The 17,504-nt window shown below is 65.3% G+C and carries 20 protein-coding genes; 9 read left to right on the forward strand and 11 right to left on the reverse strand.

What is annotated here, in order from left to right; translation table 11 throughout:
- Nucleotides 1–268 precede the first annotated feature (268 nt).
- Entirely contained in the window at nucleotides 269–700 is a 432-nt protein-coding gene (fabZ, locus tag OCV80_RS15995) for a 3-hydroxyacyl-ACP dehydratase FabZ (RefSeq protein ID WP_021748708.1), read from the forward strand.
- Between the two features lie 50 nt (nucleotides 701–750).
- Here the strand turns inward: fabZ and tsaA are convergent, their stop codons facing one another.
- The 5 genes from tsaA to OCV80_RS16020 all read right to left on the reverse strand — a co-directional run bounded on the left by tsaA (nucleotide 751) and on the right by OCV80_RS16020 (nucleotide 3,534).
- Nucleotides 751–1,434, reverse strand: coding sequence for a tRNA (N6-threonylcarbamoyladenosine(37)-N6)-methyltransferase TrmO (gene tsaA / locus OCV80_RS16000; RefSeq protein ID WP_119311800.1), 684 nt, complete (start codon nucleotides 1,432–1,434; stop codon nucleotides 751–753).
- A 116-nt stretch (nucleotides 1,435–1,550) separates the two neighbouring features.
- Entirely contained in the window at nucleotides 1,551–1,883 is a 333-nt protein-coding gene (locus OCV80_RS16005) for a hypothetical protein (RefSeq protein WP_021748711.1), read from the reverse strand.
- A complete protein-coding gene (locus OCV80_RS16010) occupies nucleotides 1,870–2,544 on the reverse strand; it encodes a hypothetical protein (RefSeq protein ID WP_021748712.1) in 675 nt (224 codons plus the stop codon). The genes OCV80_RS16005 and OCV80_RS16010 overlap by 14 nt, the downstream gene beginning before the upstream one ends.
- Complete coding sequence (locus OCV80_RS16015; RefSeq protein WP_136891265.1) at nucleotides 2,541–3,026, reverse strand: hypothetical protein; 486 nt, start codon at nucleotides 3,024–3,026, stop codon at nucleotides 2,541–2,543. Before OCV80_RS16015 ends, OCV80_RS16010 begins: the two co-directional genes overlap by 4 nt.
- Nucleotides 3,007–3,534 carry an RNA polymerase sigma factor gene (locus tag OCV80_RS16020; protein ID WP_309452237.1) on the reverse strand — a complete coding sequence of 176 codons (528 nt, stop codon included), beginning with the start codon at nucleotides 3,532–3,534 and terminating at the stop codon, nucleotides 3,007–3,009. Before OCV80_RS16020 ends, OCV80_RS16015 begins: the two co-directional genes overlap by 20 nt.
- A 245-nt stretch (nucleotides 3,535–3,779) precedes the next feature.
- Here OCV80_RS16020 and OCV80_RS16025 point away from each other — a divergent pair, with 245 nt between their 5' ends.
- The 6 genes from OCV80_RS16025 to rd all read left to right on the forward strand — a co-directional run bounded on the left by OCV80_RS16025 (nucleotide 3,780) and on the right by rd (nucleotide 9,796).
- Nucleotides 3,780–4,217, forward strand: coding sequence for a DUF3842 family protein (locus OCV80_RS16025; protein ID WP_083491002.1), 438 nt, complete (start codon nucleotides 3,780–3,782; stop codon nucleotides 4,215–4,217).
- A gap of 50 nt (nucleotides 4,218–4,267) precedes the next feature.
- Nucleotides 4,268–5,599: a sodium-dependent transporter gene (locus tag OCV80_RS16030; protein WP_119311798.1), complete on the forward strand. Its 1,332-nt coding sequence runs from the start codon at nucleotides 4,268–4,270 to the stop codon at nucleotides 5,597–5,599.
- Between the two features lies 1 nt (nucleotide 5,600).
- Nucleotides 5,601–6,626: an XdhC family protein gene (locus OCV80_RS16035; protein WP_021748717.1), complete on the forward strand. Its 1,026-nt coding sequence runs from the start codon at nucleotides 5,601–5,603 to the stop codon at nucleotides 6,624–6,626.
- A gap of 97 nt (nucleotides 6,627–6,723) precedes the next feature.
- Nucleotides 6,724–7,230 carry a deoxycytidylate deaminase gene (locus OCV80_RS16040; protein ID WP_021748718.1) on the forward strand — a complete coding sequence of 169 codons (507 nt, stop codon included), beginning with the start codon at nucleotides 6,724–6,726 and terminating at the stop codon, nucleotides 7,228–7,230.
- Nucleotides 7,231–7,273: 43 nt separating this feature from the next.
- Nucleotides 7,274–9,574: a polysaccharide pyruvyl transferase family protein gene (locus tag OCV80_RS16045; protein WP_036629976.1), complete on the forward strand. Its 2,301-nt coding sequence runs from the start codon at nucleotides 7,274–7,276 to the stop codon at nucleotides 9,572–9,574.
- A gap of 63 nt (nucleotides 9,575–9,637) precedes the next feature.
- Complete coding sequence (gene rd / locus OCV80_RS16050; protein WP_021748720.1) at nucleotides 9,638–9,796, forward strand: rubredoxin; 159 nt, start codon at nucleotides 9,638–9,640, stop codon at nucleotides 9,794–9,796.
- A 53-nt stretch (nucleotides 9,797–9,849) separates the two neighbouring features.
- On the opposite strand, the gene OCV80_RS16055 is transcribed toward rd, so the two are convergent.
- The 4 genes from OCV80_RS16055 to dusB form a co-directional block, all read right to left on the reverse strand.
- Complete coding sequence (locus tag OCV80_RS16055; RefSeq protein WP_119311797.1) at nucleotides 9,850–10,365, reverse strand: QueT transporter family protein; 516 nt, start codon at nucleotides 10,363–10,365, stop codon at nucleotides 9,850–9,852.
- 249 nt (nucleotides 10,366–10,614) lie between these two features.
- Complete coding sequence (locus OCV80_RS16060) at nucleotides 10,615–11,475, reverse strand: anti-sigma factor family protein (RefSeq protein ID WP_119311796.1); 861 nt, start codon at nucleotides 11,473–11,475, stop codon at nucleotides 10,615–10,617.
- A 2-nt stretch (nucleotides 11,476–11,477) separates the two neighbouring features.
- Nucleotides 11,478–12,089, reverse strand: coding sequence for an RNA polymerase sigma factor (locus OCV80_RS16065; RefSeq protein WP_021748724.1), 612 nt, complete (start codon nucleotides 12,087–12,089; stop codon nucleotides 11,478–11,480).
- The gene (gene dusB / locus OCV80_RS16070; protein WP_267288553.1) at nucleotides 12,086–13,054 is read right to left on the reverse strand and encodes a tRNA dihydrouridine synthase DusB; all 969 of its coding nucleotides are present in this window, start codon (nucleotides 13,052–13,054) and stop codon (nucleotides 12,086–12,088) included. The genes OCV80_RS16065 and dusB overlap by 4 nt, the downstream gene beginning before the upstream one ends.
- A gap of 195 nt (nucleotides 13,055–13,249) precedes the next feature.
- Between dusB and OCV80_RS16075 the strand changes: the two genes are divergently transcribed.
- Both OCV80_RS16075 and OCV80_RS16080 read left to right on the forward strand, forming a co-directional pair.
- Complete coding sequence (locus OCV80_RS16075; RefSeq protein WP_267288554.1) at nucleotides 13,250–15,286, forward strand: PP2C family serine/threonine-protein phosphatase; 2,037 nt, start codon at nucleotides 13,250–13,252, stop codon at nucleotides 15,284–15,286.
- A 77-nt stretch (nucleotides 15,287–15,363) separates the two neighbouring features.
- Nucleotides 15,364–15,636, forward strand: coding sequence for a hypothetical protein (locus OCV80_RS16080; protein ID WP_021749096.1), 273 nt, complete (start codon nucleotides 15,364–15,366; stop codon nucleotides 15,634–15,636).
- A gap of 47 nt (nucleotides 15,637–15,683) precedes the next feature.
- Here OCV80_RS16080 and ribF read toward each other — a convergent pair whose 3' ends face one another.
- On the reverse strand, nucleotides 15,684–16,601 hold the full coding sequence (gene ribF / locus OCV80_RS16085; RefSeq protein WP_119311795.1) for a riboflavin biosynthesis protein RibF: 918 nt from the start codon (nucleotides 16,599–16,601) through the stop codon (nucleotides 15,684–15,686).
- A 3-nt stretch (nucleotides 16,602–16,604) separates the two neighbouring features.
- Nucleotides 16,605–17,471, reverse strand: coding sequence for a tRNA pseudouridine(55) synthase TruB (gene truB / locus OCV80_RS16090; RefSeq protein ID WP_021749098.1), 867 nt, complete (start codon nucleotides 17,469–17,471; stop codon nucleotides 16,605–16,607).
- Between the last annotated feature and the right edge of the window lie 33 nt (nucleotides 17,472–17,504).

Raw genomic sequence — 17,504 nt, forward strand, 5'->3', positions numbered from 1 at the left:
TTGCCGACTACGGCATCTGCGGCGACCTGTTCAAGGTCACCCCCATGCTGATCGAGGCCATCAAGGCCGCCAAGGCTGCGAAGTAAGGCACCCCATCTGGAAAATGAGAGAGCCGCCCGGGAGGGCGGCTCTCTTTTGTGATCCGGAGCGCAAATTATCTCTTGCATTTTGCCCTGTCGGCAGTACAATAAAAAGAGGCAGAGCCGTGCCGCTGTCCCGGCGCGGCTTATATACGGAGCGTTTTGCGCGAAAGAGAGGAACCACTATCATGAAGCTTTCCAAAGAAGAGATCAAGGCCATCATCCCCCACCGGGACCCCATGCTGCTGGTGGATACCGTGGAGGAGATGGAGGCAGGCGACCACATCGTGACCACATTTTTTGTGGACCCGGCCCGCGAGATTTTCAAGGGCCACTTCCCCGGTGAGCCGGTGCTGCCCGGCGTGTACTCTGTGGAATGCATGGCCCAGACGGCGGATATCCTGCTGCTGTCCGCGGAGCGGTATGCGGGGAAGATCCCCCTGTTCTTGGGGATCAATAATGTGCGGTTTCTGAAGAAGATCCTGCCGGGAGATACCATCGAGATCCACGCCAAGATGGCTTCCGAGCGGGTGGAGAAGGCCATTGCCACCTGCTCCGCCGAGGTCTACAACCACGGCGAGCTGGCGGTGACCGGCGACGTGACGCTGGCCATGCGCTGAGTGCCCGGAAAAGACGGGCGCCCCGGGAAATATCCCGGGGTGCCTTGCGTTCATTTGATGTCCACGACCTGCAGGCGGTCTCCATCCACGGTGAATCTCACCTCCTGCCCGGCGAAGAGGAAGCCGTACACCCGGTCCGGGTCCTGCTGATACCGGGGACGGGGATCCAAGGCCAACACATCCCGCAGGGCCTCCCGCCGGTCCGGAGGCAGTTGGTCCAGCAGGGCGGGTGGGATTTCCACCTCCAGCGTGGGACGCGCCGGCTCGCTGGCAAAGCCGCCGGTGGCCTCCGGGTGGCAGTCCCCGTAAGGGAGGTAAGGCTTGATGTCCAGGATGGGGGTGCCGTCTACCAGGTCTGCGCCACGGACATGGAGCACCGGGCCCAAGGCGTCCGTGTACGCGATGTGGTCCAGCCGCACGGAGGAGAGGCCGATGGGATTGGGCCGGAAGGGGGAGCGGCTGGCAAAGACTCCCACCCGCTGATTGCCTCCCAGCCGGGGCGGCCGGACTGTGGGGGACCATTCCGGCCGCTGGGACTGGTGAAAGGCCCAGATCAGCCAGATGTGGGAGAATCCCTCCAGCCCCCGCAGGGCGTCAGGATTGCGGTAGGGCTCCTCGAACACCACGGCGGCCTCCAACGCGTCCACCAGACCGCTCTGACGAGGGACGCCGAACTTGGAGCCGAAGTCGCTGCGGATGCGGGCGATGGGGCGCATTTCAAACGAATCAGACATGAGGATTCTTCCTTTCTGCGGCAGGTATTTTCTCCATTATACCGGATTTTCCCGGGAAAACCAAGAAGAAAGGGTAAGGCCCCGGTGCAATGCACCGGGGCCTTCGCAGACCCGTATCAGTAGTGGATGACGGCCTCCGGGTGGTACACCAGGCACCAGGCGATGCCGAAGAACACCAGCGCTGCGGTGACCAGGACGAAGCAAAGCACCATGCCCACCCAGTCGTAGCGGATTTTCCCGCCGGAGCGGCTGGCCAGCAGCACCTCCACGCCCAGACAGACCAAGATCAGGGGCGAGAGCTGCAGGGCCAGGGTCAGATCCAGGGAGGGGAAGAACATGCTCACCAGCATCAGCGCACCGCAGATCACCAGCACGGCGCCGAAGGTGAAGGTGCCCACCCGGCGATCCCGGGCCGGACGGGATTCCGGCGTCTGCTCAGGGCTGTTCATCACGGTGGGCCTCCTCTCCCTCCGGGGCGTTTCCCGCAGCGGAGCGGTCTGATGCAACGTCTTCCGCCCTGGCCTCCGCCGGATCGGCGGCGCAAGCCCCGGCCGCGCTGGAGGCAGGCGGCGCAAAGGGGGGGATCTCGTCGTCAATGGGCGTCTTGTCCTTGGGGCCCCGGATAAACCACAGGCCCAGCAGGATCACTAGCACGGTGATGACCAGGCGGGGCAGGCCATAGCGCAGCAGTCCGTATAGCCACTCCCCGAACCAACCGAAGAAGAGACCGCCCAGCTGGCTCAACAGTATGTCGTAGAGCATATAGACGCCAACTACCACCAGCGCCCAGCCGATGAGACTGTGACGCTTGCGCAGCAGCTCTCCCAGCCGTTTGCTGTCCATATCGGACAGGCCGAAGAGGAAGGCGTCCTCCGGCGCGGTGCCGGCGGCCAGCTGGCTCCGGAGCGCATAGCTGTCGAAAAAGGCATACAGCCAGATCACCGGCAGAAACAGCGCCAGTGCCCCCAGAAAGAAATAGGTGGAGGCAAAAAGGATCAGGCAGAAGGCCAGCAGCAGGGACAGGCCCCGCTTCATATAGCCCTGATACATCTGTCCGCAGCCGGAGAGGCAGGAAGAGATGAAGAGCAGGAATCCATTTCGATGGGTCATGGGTGTGTACCTCCTTGTGTCAGATCATTCCGCGGCGAGACGCCGAAATTGTCAAATAGGCCGGAGAAGCCGGAGAGGGCCTCCTCCCACGCCTGTGGCCAGGCGTCGGTCCACTTTGTCAGGGCAGTGCCCGCCCGCTCCAGAAGCGAGGGCGCAGTGGAATGCACCCGTCCGGACAGGTTTCCGCTGCCCCACAGCAGCGTCAGGGCCAGGGTCACTGCCGCCGCGGCCGTGGCGTACCGGCTGACGCCAAGCTGGACGGCCCGCTGCCGGATCCGGCGCCGCAGGCTCTCCCGGCAGGAGCGGGCGGGGGTCAGCATCGGTCCCTCAGACAGCAGCTCTGTGTACCGCTGGAGGCACTGGTCGCAGTAGGCCAGATGTTCCGCCAGCTCCAGGCGGTCCAGCTCCTCCAGGCAGTCCCCCCGGACAAGGGCGGTCAGGGCCGCGTCCGTCAAATGCCCGTCAGGGCGAAAGCATGTCATCGTTCCCACTCCTTTCCAATGCCTCCCGAAGCATCCGCTTGCCCCGGGACAGCTGTGTATGGATGGTCTTTACCGGCCGGCCCAGCGCCAGGGCCGCCTCCTCCGGTGTCTTTTCCTCCAGCAGGCACAGCCGGCACACCGGCTGGTAGGGCTGGCGCATATGGAGGATCAGGTCCCGGATTTCAGCTGCAGCCGACCTGCGCAGGACCGTCTCCTCCGCAGGGGGAGACAGCCCCGGCGGGATATTGTCCTCTCCCGGCAGCAGGGTGTGGCGCTGATAGGCGCTCTGTAAGTAGTCCTTGGCCTTGTTGGTGGCCACGCGGCACAGCCACTGCCGCTCATAGCCGGGAGGGATGGCGTCCCGGTGGAGGTAGGCGGACAGGAAGGTCTCCTGGGTCAGGTCCTCGGCCGCGGCGGCGTCCCGCACCAGCTGGAAGCAGACCGTGTAGACCAGCCGCTCATACTGGACTACCAGCTGGGAAAAGGACGCGTTTGTCAGTTTGTTCACGCCGTGCCGCCACCTCCTTTTGTCGTCCGACATCTATCATACGGGACTGCGGGCCGGATTTCTTCAATATCTCCAAAAATTTTTTGACACGGTGGTGCGCCTCCCATTGTAGCTGCCATGCGGGAAAAATACAAGGGTGGGCGCAGGCGCTCTGCAAGGCGCGATGGACGCTGCGGAAGAAGTTGACAAGCGGGGGCGGAATGGGTATGCTGAAAGGGAGATCTGAAAATGGAGGAATGGAGAGAATGATGCGTGGGGAACTGCTGGTGGCCGTGGTGGACGGCCAGGGCGGCGGCATGGGCCGGGGCCTGGTGGAGGCTGTGAAGAAAAAGTGGCCCAGTCTCCATGTGCGGGCGCTGGGGACCAACTCTCTGGCCACCGCCGCTATGCTGCGGGCGGGGGCGGACGACGGCGCCACCGGCGAGAACGCCGTGGCGTTCAACGCCCGGCGGGCGGATATCCTGCTGGGGCCCATCGGTGTGCTGACGCCCAACGGCTTGCTGGGGGAGGTCTCTCCCCGGATGGCGGAGGCCATTGGCGGCAGCGAGGCGGTGAAGATTCTGCTGCCCTCTCAGCGATGCAGCATCCGGCTGGCCGTGGGGGAATCCCAGCCGCTCCAATTCTATCTGGACCAGGCAGTGCGCCTGCTGGGTGAGGAGCTGCAAAAGCGGGGCGCCGGCTGACGCGCGCCGCGGCGGGCCGCCGCAGTTTTGAGAGAAGAGAGGAAAAAATCATGGAACAGACAAGACGGGACAGCTTCCGGTCCCGCTGGGGATTCAAGCTGGCCTGCATCGGCTCCGCGGTGGGGATGGGGAACATCTGGCTGTTTCCATCCCGGATGTCCGCCTACGGCGGGGCCACCTTCCTGATCCCCTATGTGATCTTTGTGGTGCTGATTGCCTCCACCGGCGTCATCGGCGAGATGGCCTTCGGCCGGGCCGCATCCGGCGGACCCGTGGCGGCCTTCGGCACGGCGGCAGAGAGGCGCACAGGCCGGCGGGGCTGGGGCGAGGCTCTGGGCCTCATCCCGGTGGCGGGCTCTCTGGCCATGGCCATCGGCTATTCCGTGGTGGTTGGTTGGATTTTGAAGTACGCCGTGGCGTCCTTTACGGGCGCTGCGCTGGAGAACCAAGGGGTGGAGGCATTCACCGCCTATTTCGACACCGCGGCGTCCTCCTGGGGCAACACCGGCTGGCAGGTGGCCGCTATGGCGGGCACGCTGCTCATCATGGCCCTTGGCATCGGCGGCGGCATCGAGCGGGCCAACAAGGTGATGATGCCCCTGTTCTTCTGCCTGTTCGTGGGGCTGGCCATCTACATTGCCACCTTGCCCGGCGCGGCGGACGGCTACCGCTACATCTTTGTCCTGAAGCCGGAGGGACTGCTGGACCCCATGGTATGGGTCTACGCTCTGGGACAGGCGTTCTTCTCTCTGTCGGTGGCAGGGAACGGCACCCTGATCTACGGGTCCTACCTCTCCAAAGAGGCGGACGTGCCGGAGTCTGCCCGGACAGTGGCGTTCTTTGACAGCATGGCCGCGATCCTCAGCGCCCTGGTCATTATCCCGGCCATGGCCACGGCGGGGGAGACCCTGACCCAGAGCGGCCCTGGCCTCATGTTCATCTACCTGCCCAACCTGTTCCGGGAGATGCCGGGAGGCCGGATCCTCATGGCGGTGTTCTTTGTGGCGGCGTTGTTCGCCGGGGTGACGTCCCTGGTGAACTTGTTCGAGGCTCCCACCGCCACCCTGCAGGAGAAGCTGCACCTCAGCCGGGGGACTGCTGTGGCGGTGATCGGCGTCGTGGGCCTGGCCGTGGGGCTGTGCATCCAGGGCATCGTCTCCGGCTGGATGGATGTCTGCTCCATCTACGCCTGTCCCATCGGCGCGCTGCTGGCGGGGGTGTTCTTCTACTGGGTGCTGAAAAAGGAGGACTGCTTGGTTCAGGTGAATCTGGCCCGGCGGCGCCCTCTGGGCCGCTGGTTTTACCCGACGGCAAAATATCTGTACTGCGGCGTGACGGTACTGGTCCTGATCCTGGGCGCTGTGAACGGAGGAATCGGCTGATATGCGGGAATTTTTCAGAGAGATCGTCCACGCTCTGGAGGAGGGGCGTCCGGTGGAGCTGGTGAGCATCGCCGCCTCCGACGGCTCCACCCCCCGAGGGGCCGGGGCCATGATGGCGGTGTTCCCCGGCGGCGGGATCACCGGAACCATCGGCGGCGGAAACGTGGAGTTCGAGTGCCAGCGCCTGGCGGCGGAGCTGCTGGAGCGGGGGGGCGACGCCCTGCGGCAGTTCCGCTTTACCCTGGGAGACGCCGCCAGCCTGGGCATGGTCTGCGGCGGGGGAGTGACGGTGCAGTTCCAGTACCTCCCCGCGGGAGAACAGAGGATCATCGCCGTTTTGCGGGATCTGATCGAGGCGGACGGCGGAAACCGGGACACCTGGCTCCTGCGGCGGATCGAGGGGGAGCAGGTGACGGCCATGGGCCTGGCAGACCGGACCGGGCCCCGTCATCTGGATATCCTGCCGGAGGAGCTGGAGCTCCTGTGCGGGAATCAGGCGGTCTTTGCCCGGAAGTGGCTGTCCATCCCGGTGGTGAAGGCCGGGCGGACCTATCTCTTCGGCGGCGGACATGTGTCTCAGGCCCTGGTGCCGGTGCTGGCTTCCCTGGGCTTCCGCCCCGTGGTGTACGACGACCGGCCGGAGTTCGCGGACCCGGCGCTGTTCCCCAAAGCAGAGAAGACCCTCTGCGGGGACTTCGCCCGGCTGTCCGAACAGGTGACGGTGACGCCGGAGGACTATGTGGTGGTGATGACCCGGGGCCATCAGGCGGACTACGAGGTGCTGACTCAGGTGCTGCGCAGCGGCGCCAAATACCTGGGCTGCATTGGCTCCAAGAGGAAGCTGGCCCTGTGCCGGGAGCGGCTGCTGGCGGCGGGGTTCACAGACGAGGAGTACGCCCGCCTTCACGCTCCCATCGGTTTGGCCATCGGCGCCCAGACGCCGGAGGAGATTGCCGTGTCCGTGGCCGCAGAGATGATCGCCGTGCGGGCGGGGCTGGAGAACGGGCTCCGGCGCCCCCTGGGGTGACTTCCAACAGAAATCCCTTCCAGAGTGGGGAGAGTTCTTGCAAACTGCGGCGGCATCATGATACAATAGAGGAACTCGATAGAAAGAGGTGTCGCCCATGGACCGGATCAGCAAAGCCAACTACTACCTGGATATCGCCCAGACCGTTCTGGAGCGGGCCACCTGCCTGCGCCGGGTCTATGGGGCCATCATCGTGAAAAACGACGAGATCATCTCCACCGGCTACAACGGTGCGCCCCGGGGGCGGGCCAACTGCGTGGATCTGGGCTACTGCTCCCGAGAGGCCATGCAGGTTCCCCGGGGAGAGCGGTATGAGCTGTGCCGCAGCGTCCATGCAGAGGCGAACGCCATCATCTCCGCCTCCCGGCGGGACATGGTGGGCGGCACGCTGTACCTAGTGGGCCGGGACGCCCGGACCGGGGAACTGCTGGGAGATGCCACCTCCTGCTCCATGTGCCGGAGGCTGGTCATCAACGCCGGGCTGAAAGAGGTGGTGATCCGCCGGACCGCCACGGCGTTCGACGTGGTGGATGTGGCGGACTGGGTGGCGGAGGACGACCTTCTGGCATCCCGGGACGCCGACGCCATTCTGGACAGGCAGTGACCCGCCCGGCGGGATATCCGGACTGCGGAAAGGAAGACACTTGGTGAAAACAGGACTGCTGACCTTTTACCATATCCATCACTACGGCGCCATGCTGCAGGCTTACGCCACGGAGCGGGCGGTGGCGTCCCTGGGGAGCGAATGCGAGATCATCGACTACTACGTGAACCAGGACAATACCCTGTTCCAGCGGCCCACTGGCCTGGGAAGCGCCGCCCATGACGCCCACACCGCCCTGCACTATGGCCCGCTGAAGGCCCGATACGAGCGGTTTGAGGCATTTTCCCGGGAGAATCTGAACATTTCCGGCCGCCGCTACCAGAGCCTGGAGGAGCTGCGGCAGGCGGAGCTGCCCTACGATGTGCTGCTCTCCGGCAGTGACCAGATTTGGAACCCGAAGATCTTCCCCGACGGCCGGTTCGACCCGGTGTTCTTCGGGGCCTTCTCCCACAAGCGGAAGATCGCCTATGCCCCATCCTTCGGCATCCCCCGCATCCCGGACGGCATGGAGGAGGAGCTGCGGACCTATCTGGAGTCCTTCTCCCACTTGTCCGTCCGGGAGCGGCAGGGGCAGGGCATTGTCCGGGACATCACCGGGAAGGACGTGCCGGTGGTGCTGGATCCCACGCTGCTGCTGGAGAGAACGGATTGGGCGGCCGCAGCCAGGGACGGAGGCGCGGGCCGGGGCTATATCCTCTGCTATTGCATCAGCCGCCCCGACGCCCTGGCACCCTATATCCGCCGCCTGGCGGAGGAGACGGGGCTGCCGGTGGTGCAGCTGTGCGGCGTACGCCAGAAGGTCCACCCCAAGGCCCGCTGCATTCTCAGCGCCGGTCCGGCGGAGTTTCTGGGTCTGTTCCGGGATGCCGCCTATGTGTGCACCAACTCCTTCCACGGAACGGTGTTCTCCGTCCAGTTCCAAAAGCCCTTCTTTACGGCGGTGGCACCGGCAGAGATGGCTGCGCCGGAGAGTTCCCGGACCTTCAGCCTGTTGAGCCGCCTGGGACTGGGGGAGCGGATCATCGGCAAGGGAGATACCGCGGACCTGACGGCGCCCATCGACTGGGCGGCGGTGGGGGAGCGGCTCGGCCGGGAGCGGAAGTTGTCCCTGGACTATCTGCGCTGCGCCCTGGAGGACCGGCCCCATACACCGGAGGAGGCGCCTGTCAAGGCAGAGGAACGGCCCTTGCCCCATTTGGCGGACCACACCCACTGCACCGGCTGCACGGCCTGCGCCAGCGGCTGTCCCAAGGACGCCATCACCATGGAGCGGGACCGGGAGGGCTTTGCCTATCCGGTGATCGACGGAGCGGCCTGTGTGCGGTGCGGGCACTGCACGGCGGTGTGCCCCGTCCTGCGGGAGCGGCCTCAGAGCTCCATGCCCGCTGTATTCGCGGCCTGGAATAGAAACGATGAGATCCGAAGAGACTCCACCTCGGGCGGCGTGTTCACCCTGCTGGCGGAGTATATCCTGGAAAGCGGCGGCGTGGTCTTTGGCGCCGCCTTTGACGGCAGCCAGCATCTGCGGCACACCGCCTGCTTCCGCAAGGAGGAGCTGTGGCGCCTGCGGGGCGCCAAGTACGTCCAGAGCGATCTGGAGGGCGTCTTTCGGGAGGTGCGGCGCTGGTTGGACCAGCGACCAGTGCTGTTTTCCGGCACACCCTGCCAGGTGGACGGGCTGTACCGCTATCTGGGCGGACGGCCGGAGAATCTGACCACCTGCGACCTGGTGTGCCACGGCGTGCCCTCTCCCGGCGTGTGGGAGGACATGGCCCGGAGCCTGGAGGCGCGCCGGCAGCAGCCGCTGCAGGCGGTCCGTTTCCGCAACAAGGTCGCCGGATGGAAGGACAGCCATTTTACCGCGGTCTACGGCGACGGCACCGTGGATACCGCGCCGCTGTTCCGCACGGAATACGGCCGGGCCTTCGGCCGGGCGCTGTTCCTGCGGCCCAGCTGCTACCGCTGTCCCTACGCCTCCATGACCCGGGTGGGCGATCTGACACTGGGGGATTTCTGGGGCCTGCGGCCGGATGAGCTGCCGGACCAGCAGGAGAAGGGGATCAGCCTGCTGTTGGTGAACACCCCCCACGGCAGCCACATTTTTGACCAGCTCCCGCTGGCCAAGCAGCCCTTCCCGCCGGAACGGGCCATTGCCGGAAATCCCCGGCTGGCATCTCCCATTCCCCTGCCGCCGGAGCGGACGGCATTCTTTGCCGCCTACGCCCTGGAGCCCTTCGACCAGGTGCGCCGGGAGTTCTGCCGCCTGCCGCCGCTGCCAGTACGGGCCGCCGGCCGGCTGCTGTCGCCGGAGGTCAAGGCGGCCATCCGGAAGAAGCTGAAGTAAGCACTGTCTCCACCGGAATCCAGGCGTGTATCGCCCGTTTATAACAGAAGGAGGATCTTTCAAATGAAACAGTACGAATGCGATCTCTGCGGCTATGTGTATGACGAGGCCGCCGGCGATCCGGACAACGGCATCGCCCCCGGCACCAAGTGGGAGGACCTGCCCGCCGACTGGGTGTGCCCCCTGTGCGGCGCCGGAAAGGACGAGTTCACCGCTAAGTGAAAAGAAGTCCCGCGTCCAACGGACGCGGGACTTCTTTTTTGCGCAGAGTGGCATCAGATGCGGGAAGAGGCTATCCGGCCCTTCAGTGCGGGGACTCTGGGCAGGACCCGCAGCAGCAGGGAGCCCAGAATGAAGCAAGCGGCGGCCTCGCCGATCCCCACGGTCAGGGAGTTGAAGGCGAACGCGGGCCAGAAGGCGGCACCCTCCTGGGTGGAAAACCAGGCGATCTCCGCACCTACCAGCACCATATTGCAGATCACCGGCGGCAGGGGCGCCAGCGCCCTGTGATGGAGCTTCGATGTCCAGAGCGCAGCCAGCAGGGTGGCCGCCGTACCCACGATCCAGTCCAGAGGAATGGGAGAACCCAGGAGGTTGGCCAGGAAACAGCCGACGGTAAGACCGGGGATGGCCTCCGGGAACAGGAAGGGCAGGACCGTCATGGCCTCCGCCACCCGGAACTGGATGCCGCCATACTGGGGAATGGGCAGCAGCAGCGTCAGGGCGGCGTAAATGGCGGCGATGATACCGGCAGCGGCCATCTGCTGTGTGGTGAATCTGGGTTTGGACATAAAAGAAAGACCTCCTTGAATGATGTCGGAGGCCTTTGATACGAAAACGCAGCAAAACGCCCGTGGTAAGGTACGGGCAACCTCCATTTTTTTGTTTAGAGAACGGCGATTGACGAAGACCGCCGAACGAACGCCCAGTGTCGGACGCTTGGACAGGGAGATGGCACCTGTCGAAATAATATTATATCACAAGCTTTCAAAAAAGGGAAGAGGGACGCCGCAAAAAATTTCGGCGTCCCTTCTGCTTTTTTAACCGGGAATCACGTGGACCAGAATGGTTCCGTCGGCCTCCGCCTCCTCTGCGGTGGCGGCGCCTGCAATGGCCAGCCCCTGCTGTTCCAGCTGCTGCAGCAGAGCGGTATATTCGGCGGCGGTCAATTCGTAGACCAGAGTCCCGTCCGATTCAGAGATGAGCGTATAGCTGTCCAGCAGGCTTCCGGCCTCCTCCGCCGTCAGCGTCAGGCCGGGGGATTGGATCGCGAAGGTGGCCGGGGCCGTCTCCGGCACATCGGCAGAACTCCCTTCCCGGGGCAAAATGCTGCTTTTGGAATCGGAGGCGGGAGCAAGCTGGTCCTGTGTGCCGGGCGCAACGGTATCCGCCTCCGGCGCGATTGCCTCAGACACAGTGGAATCCGGGACGTCTGCCGTGTCCTCGTCGGACTGGGTTGCATAGGCCGTGGCGGCGGTGTCCTCCTCAACGCTGTCCACGTTGGGCACAGCGGCCTCTGCTGGGGCCGCAATCTCTGCATGGGATTCCGGATGGTCCGTCACAGCGGTGCCGCCGGGGCGGGGCAGGCCGGAGACGGCCAGCACCACGACGGCACAGCAGGCGGCCAAGGGGAGCAGCGTCTTTGCCCACCGGGGTCTCCGGCGCTTCCGGGGGGCGGCGTCCGCCCGGATGGCAGCCATCACGCCTGCGGCGAAGCCATCCGGCACAGGGGTATCCTCTGCCTCGGGAAACGCGTCCCGTATGGCCAGCGCGGCCTGGACATAGGCCCGGCAGCCGTCACAGGTATGCAGATGCTCCCGCACCCGGGCGGTTTCCTCCGGGGAAAGCTCTCCGTCGATATAGGGGTCCAGCAGGGCCGAAAACTCCTTGCAGTATGTCATTGTCAGCCCTCCTTTTCTGTTCCTTTAGACGCCGGCAGCGGAGAAAAGTTCCCGCTTTTCAGCAAAAAATTCCGCAGCTGTTTCCGGGCCCGGCTGATCCGGGATTTCACGGTGCCCACATCCAGAGAGAGGGAGTCCGCGATTTCATCATAGCGCAGCTGGTGAATCTCTCGGAGGATCAGCACCTCCCGGTGCTCCGGCGAGAGGGCGGAGAGGCCCCGCTCAATCTCTTCCCGCAGCTCCTGCCGCTCCGCCGCGTCCTGGGGAGAGGGCGCCGGATCGGGCACGTCCAGATTCAGCTCCTCGTCATCCAGGGAGGGGCCGGCCGAGGCCCGGCGGCGGCCATCACGCCGCAGCAAGTCCACGCAGGCGTTGGACACCAGCCGGTACAGCCAGGTGGAGAAGCTGGCCTCTCCCCGGAAGAATGCCAGCCCCTGCCAGGCGGCGAGAAATGCCTCTTGGGCGGCCTCGGCGGCATCCTCGGGATTCCCGCACATCCGCAGCGTCAGGGCGAACACCCGTTTCTCATACAGATGGACCAGCGCCTCGAAGGCGTCCATATCCCCGTCCCGGGCGGCGGAGACCAGCTGCTGTTCCCGCGATTGCTCGTTCATCTCAAATCCCTTTTGATTCCTTTCGTCACCCGATACACGTCTTCCAGCGTGTTCATCTGCACGATCTGTTCCTTGTAGTAGCCGGAGTGGGACACGCCCTTCAGATACCAGCAGTAGTGGCGGCGGGCCTCCAGCACGGCTACCCGCTCGCCCTTGGACGCGGCGGCCAGCTCAAACTGCCGTACCGCTGTGTCGCACCGCTCCGCAAGCGGCGGCAGGGGCGGGATGGGCTTGCCCTCCAGCGCGGCTTTGGCCTGCTGGAACAGCCAGGGGTTGCCGAAGCACCCGCGACCGATCATGGCCATGTCCGCTTTGGTGTGCTGGAGAATGCGGACCGCGTCCTCCGGCTTCCAGATATCGCCGTTGGCGATCACCGGGATGGACACAGCCTCCTTCACCGCCCGAATGCAGGTCCAGTCCGCCTGACCGCTGTACACCTGGGCCCGGGTCCGGCCGTGGACCGCCACGGCGGAGGCCCCTGCCTGCTCCAGGATTCTGGCGAACTCCACGCAGTTGCAGCTGCCCATGTCCCAGCCCCGGCGGAACTTGGCGGTCACCGGCACAGAGACGGCTTTCACCACTGCCTCCATGATGCGTCCGGCCTTTTCCGGGTCCTTCATCAGGGCGGCTCCGTCGCCGTTGTTGACGATCTTGCCCATGGGGCAGCCCATGTTCAGGTCCACCACATCCGCCCCGGAATGCTCCAGGGCGATCTGGGCTGCCTCTGCCATGCAGACCGGGTCACTGCCGAAGATCTGCACTGCCGCAGGGTGCTCCCCGGGAAACTGCTGGAGCAGGGACAGGGTCTTCTTGTCGTGGTAGCACAGGGCCTTGGAGGAGATGAGCTCCGTGATGGTATATCCCGCCCCCAATTCCGCGCAGATCTGGCGGAAGGCGACGTCCGTGACCCCGGCCATGGGGGCCAGGGCCAGGGAGGAGTTGATGGTAAGCGTGCCGATGTTCAAGGCGGGCCGTCCTTTCCAATGAAAACATGATAGTTTATCATACCATATCCGGCTGTAAAAGTCCACTATGGGCATCCAGCCCGGAAATGGCGCGGCTTTCTTTTCCCGACGGGATTTTTTCCACACAGCCTGTAAAATAGTGGAAAAAACCAAAGAGGCCGTGGACTTCACGGCGGAATACAGGAGGGACAAGCTGTGGGGCACAGGGACATGATATGGAGCCGGCACCAGCCGGCACAGCTGCTGGCCTGGGGCATCCGATTTTTTTTGGCGGCGGCGCTGACCGCCACCCAGACGCCGGGGGATTACGCGCCCTTTGCCCTGGGGTGCGTGGCGGCCTGTGGGCCAGGGGCAGGAGGGATCGCCGCCCTGCTGGGCGCTGGCGTGGGGGCGGTGCTGTTTCTGGACTTTTCCGGTGCGCTGCCCTTTTTGGCCGCTGCGATTTTGATCTTTACCACCGCGGCGGCCTTTCAGGGGCTGAAGCTGCTGGAGGGACCGCTGTTTCACCCTCTGGCAGGGGCGGGACTGTTTCTGGCGGTGAGCGGCATCTACGTGCTCCAGTCCTTGTCCCCCCTGCGAAACCTGGCGCCCTGCCTTGCGGCAACGGCCCTGGTAGGCATCTCCGCATGGTATTATCAGCCCCTGCTGCAGGCCGGAGGGGAGCGGCCGGAGCCAGATAGTCTGCTGTTTCTGGCAGGCTCCATTCTGCTGGCGCTGGTGGACGTAGAACTGGCCGGTGTCTCCGTGGGGCGTTCACTGTTGTGTCTGCTGCTGGCCTACACCGCCTATCAGCGGGGGGCCATGACCGGGGTAGCCGCCGGACTGGGGGCGGGCCTGGCGGCGGACTTCTGTTCCGGCCGGGGCGGCGTCCTCTTCGGGGCGGCCTATGGTCTGGCGGGCCTTCTGGCTGGGAGCCGCAGTAGCGGAAGGCGGATCTGGGCGGCGCTGGCATTCTGGGGAGCGGCGGCTCTGGCCGCCCTGCCGGCGGGCCTCTCCACGCCCCTGCTGCCGGAGGCCGCGGTGGGAGCGGTCCTGTTTTTGATGCTGCCGGGCCGAGCCTTCGGCGGCAAGCGGGTGATGCGGGGAGAGACACCGGAGTTTCCCGCCGCGCTGGAGGGGATGCGCGCCCAGCTGACCCGGATGGCCGCCGCTCTGCGGGCCCTGTACGACAGCATGGGCAGGGCGGCCCCGGTGTCCACGGAGGAGAACCCGGCGGTGGTCTTTGACCGGGCGGCAGAAAAGGTGTGCCGGGGCTGCGCCCTGTGCGAGCTCTGTTGGCAGAAGGAGTACACCGGCACCTTCAACGCCCTGAACGACGCCACGCCCTTCCTGCTGGAGCGGGGGCGCGCGCTGGCCAAGGACTTTCCCAGCTACTTCGCGGACCGGTGCATCCACCTGCCGGACTTTCTCACCGCCGTCAATGGGGAGCTCTCTGCATTCCTGCTGCGGCGGCAGTACCGGCGGCAGCTGGAGGAGACCCGCCGCAGCGCCAGGGGCCAGTACGCCCAGCTCAGTGAACTGCTGACCGCCACCGCTGCCGGTTTGGGGGAGGTCCGTGCCACAGCAGGGGAGGCGGATCTCTGCCGCATTGGCGCGGCCCTGCGGCCCAAGGAGGGGGAGACGGTCTGTGGGGATACGGTGGTCTCCTTCCGCACGGAGGGGGGCCTCCTGTGCCTGCTGCTGGCGGACGGCATGGGCAGCGGAGAGGCAGCCCGGCGGGAGTCCGCCCTCACCTGCCGTCTGTTGGAGCAGTTTTTGCAGGCGGGCATCGAGCCGGAGGCGGCCATGAAGACCCTGAACGCAGCCATGGCCCTGCGGGGCGCGGAGACCGGAAGCTTCACCACCATTGATCTCATCACCTGCAGACCGGAGACGGGGGAGGCGGCCTTCTTCAAATACGGCGCGGCCCCCAGCTATGTGAAGAAGGGGGGCACTGTCCGGCGGATCACCGGCGGGACCCTGCCGGCGGGTCTGCGGGGCGGGGCGGCGGCTCCGGATGTGACCCGTGCCACGCTGGAGCCGGGAAGCTTTGTAGTAATGGTCAGCGACGGGGTGGCAGACCCGGGCCGGGACGAATGGCTTCAAAACCTGCTGGCCGGCTGGGATGGAGAGGATCCGCAGACCCTGGCGGGACTGATCCTCAGCGAGAGCGTCCGGCGGGAGAATCTTCAGGACGACTGCGGGGTTCAGGTGCTGTATCTCAGCCGGGAGAGCGGTGTGAAAAAGGTGTGAGAGGCGGTATAAATTTTCCCGCGCTGAGACAAAATGGAACCATCTAAATTCTGTGAGAGGCAGGAGGCGTAAAGCGGATGGTGAAAGGCATTTCCAGACGGGTCGTGGTGGTGGATTCCCCGGACCAGCGTTTTTTTGAGCAGGCGATCTTCATCGTGCGGAACGATGCGGCCGGCGAGGGCGTCACCGCCCGGGAGCTGGTGGAGGAGGCCCGCCGGGTGGCGCGAAACTATGCCGGCGGAGACCATGGGCGGTTCAGCCGGATCTGGCGGGATCTTTCCCCGGCGGTCTACACCCTGATGGGCGCTGCCGGGATCGGCTTGGTGTGGCTGACGGTGTGGCTGATCTGAAAACAGCGCGGAGTCCGATTCCGGACTCCGCGCTGTTTCATGGAGGATCAAAGGGCAGGGAAGGTGGGGACCCCGTCTGCGAAATAGGTCCGGGTGGCGTCTGCATCCGACTGGATCTGGGCCCGCAGGGCGTCCAGGGAGTCGAAGCGCACCTCCTGGCGCAGATGCTCATAAAACTCCAGCCGCAGCTGTTTACCGTACAGGTCCCCCTGGAAGTCCAGGAGACAGGCCTCCACTGTGATGTCCGAGCCGTTTTGAACCGTGGGGCGGGTGCCCACGTTGGTGACAGCGGCGTAGCAGGAGCCGTCCTCCAGTGTGGCCCGGGTGGCGTATACTCCGTGGCTCGGCACCAGCACATGAGGCGGAATGACGAGGTTGGCAGTGGGGAACAGTTGGGAGGAGCCGATGCCCCGGCCGTGGCGGACTGTGCCTGTCAGGGTGTGGGGGTGGCCCAGGAAGCGGTTGGCCCGGCTGATCTGCCCCAGCTCCACCAACCGGCGGATGTAGGTGGAGCTGACGGTGATGCCTGCTACCTCCACCTTGGGGATGATGTCACAGCCCAGGCCCAGCTGGGCGCACTTCTGCGCCAGCAGCTCCGGTGTGCCCTGGTTCCTGTGGCCGAAGTGGTGATCGTGTCCCGCCACCAGATGGACCGCGTGGTAGCGGCCCACCAGGATCCGGACAATAAAGTCATCCCAGGGCGTGGTCATCATCTCGCGGTCAAAGGGGACCATCAGCACGTCCTGAATGCGGTACAGCCGCCGCACCAGGTCCCGCCGGTCCTCCGGGGAGTTGATGAGGGGACAGGGGACGCCGGTGACCACCTCCTTCGGCGGGCGGTCAAAGGTGAATACCGCGGGGGTACAGCCCCGCAGGGCGGCCTCCTCAGCGGCCCGGCGCAGCAGGGCGCCGTGCCCCAGGTGGACTCCGTCAAAAAAGCCCAGGGCAATGACTCGTTCTTTCATGGTTTACGCTCCAAAGAAATTCTTGATGGACGTCAGCGTTCCGCCCGCAGCCCGGGACAGGCACAGGAACTGCCGGTCCCGGCTGTATACGCGGTAGATGCCGTCCGGTGTGCCCGGCAGGGGGATGGGATTGCCGCAGCGGACCCGTTTCTCCAGCAGGCCGGATGTCAGAGGCAGGGCCGGGTACTCTGCGAAGAGGCTGTCCGTAGGCAGCAGGAGCGCTGTACCCTGTGCCTGGACTGCCTCCAGCGTCACTGCCTGGTCCAACCTGAAGCCGGCCGCCATGGTGCGGCGGAGGGCGTACAGCGTCCCGCCGCAGCCCAGCTGTCGGCCGATGTCATGGCAGAGGGTGCGGATGTAGGTGCCCTTGGAGCAGCGGCAGCGGAGCAGGTAGTCCGTTGCGCTCTCCTGGGCCAGTAGCTCCAGCTCGTAGATGGTGATGCGGCGGGGCTTCCGTTCCACGACCTGTCCCTTCCGGGCCAGGTCGTAGAGTTTCTGCCCGCCTACCTTGACAGCGGAGTACATAGGGGGGATCTGGTCCTGCTCTCCCAGAAAGCGGGGCAGCAGCGCTTCCAGTGCTGCCCGATCCGCCGTGACGGGACGGGTCTCCAGCGTGGTGCCGGTGACGTCCTGGGTGTCCGTCACCTGGCCGAGCCGCAGACCGGCTACATATTCCTTCTGGCCGTTCTCTGCGAACTCCACCCCGCGGGTGGCCTGCCCCACAAAGACCGGCAGCACCCCGGTGGCCATGGGGTCCAGCGTTCCGCCGTGTCCCACCCGCTTTTCGTGGAAGATGCCCCGCACCTTGGCGCAGACGTCCATGCTGGTCCAACCGGCGGGCTTGTCGATAATCAGGATACCACTGGGCATAAAAACCTCCTCAAGGGCAGCAGAACGCGGCCC

Origin of the sequence: Oscillibacter acetigenes (assembly GCF_025567605.1) — a bacterium.
In the GTDB taxonomy this organism is placed as follows: domain Bacteria; phylum Bacillota; class Clostridia; order Oscillospirales; family Oscillospiraceae; genus Oscillibacter; species Oscillibacter welbionis.

Bases quoted from the DNA above. Each gene is read 5' to 3' on its own strand.
- OCV80_RS16060 (WP_119311796.1), bottom strand. From the start codon at position 11,475: ATGACATACTGCAAGGAGTTTTCGGCCCTGCTGGACCCCTATATCGAC.
- OCV80_RS16080 (WP_021749096.1), top strand. From the start codon at position 15,364: ATGGTGAAAGGCATTTCCAGACGGGTCGTGGTGGTGGATTCCCCGGAC.
- fabZ (WP_021748708.1), top strand. From the start codon at position 269: ATGAAGCTTTCCAAAGAAGAGATCAAGGCCATCATCCCCCACCGGGAC.
- OCV80_RS16025 (WP_083491002.1), top strand. From the start codon at position 3,780: ATGATGCGTGGGGAACTGCTGGTGGCCGTGGTGGACGGCCAGGGCGGC.
- OCV80_RS16030 (WP_119311798.1), top strand. From the start codon at position 4,268: ATGGAACAGACAAGACGGGACAGCTTCCGGTCCCGCTGGGGATTCAAG.
- OCV80_RS16015 (WP_136891265.1), bottom strand. From the start codon at position 3,026: ATGACATGCTTTCGCCCTGACGGGCATTTGACGGACGCGGCCCTGACC.
- OCV80_RS16010 (WP_021748712.1), bottom strand. From the start codon at position 2,544: ATGACCCATCGAAATGGATTCCTGCTCTTCATCTCTTCCTGCCTCTCC.
- OCV80_RS16035 (WP_021748717.1), top strand. From the start codon at position 5,601: ATGCGGGAATTTTTCAGAGAGATCGTCCACGCTCTGGAGGAGGGGCGT.
- tsaA (WP_119311800.1), bottom strand. From the start codon at position 1,434: ATGTCTGATTCGTTTGAAATGCGCCCCATCGCCCGCATCCGCAGCGAC.
- ribF (WP_119311795.1), bottom strand. From the start codon at position 16,601: ATGAAAGAACGAGTCATTGCCCTGGGCTTTTTTGACGGAGTCCACCTG.
- OCV80_RS16065 (WP_021748724.1), bottom strand. From the start codon at position 12,089: ATGAACGAGCAATCGCGGGAACAGCAGCTGGTCTCCGCCGCCCGGGAC.
- rd (WP_021748720.1), top strand. From the start codon at position 9,638: ATGAAACAGTACGAATGCGATCTCTGCGGCTATGTGTATGACGAGGCC.
- OCV80_RS16005 (WP_021748711.1), bottom strand. From the start codon at position 1,883: ATGAACAGCCCTGAGCAGACGCCGGAATCCCGTCCGGCCCGGGATCGC.
- OCV80_RS16055 (WP_119311797.1), bottom strand. From the start codon at position 10,365: ATGTCCAAACCCAGATTCACCACACAGCAGATGGCCGCTGCCGGTATC.
- truB (WP_021749098.1), bottom strand. From the start codon at position 17,471: ATGCCCAGTGGTATCCTGATTATCGACAAGCCCGCCGGTTGGACCAGC.
- OCV80_RS16040 (WP_021748718.1), top strand. From the start codon at position 6,724: ATGGACCGGATCAGCAAAGCCAACTACTACCTGGATATCGCCCAGACC.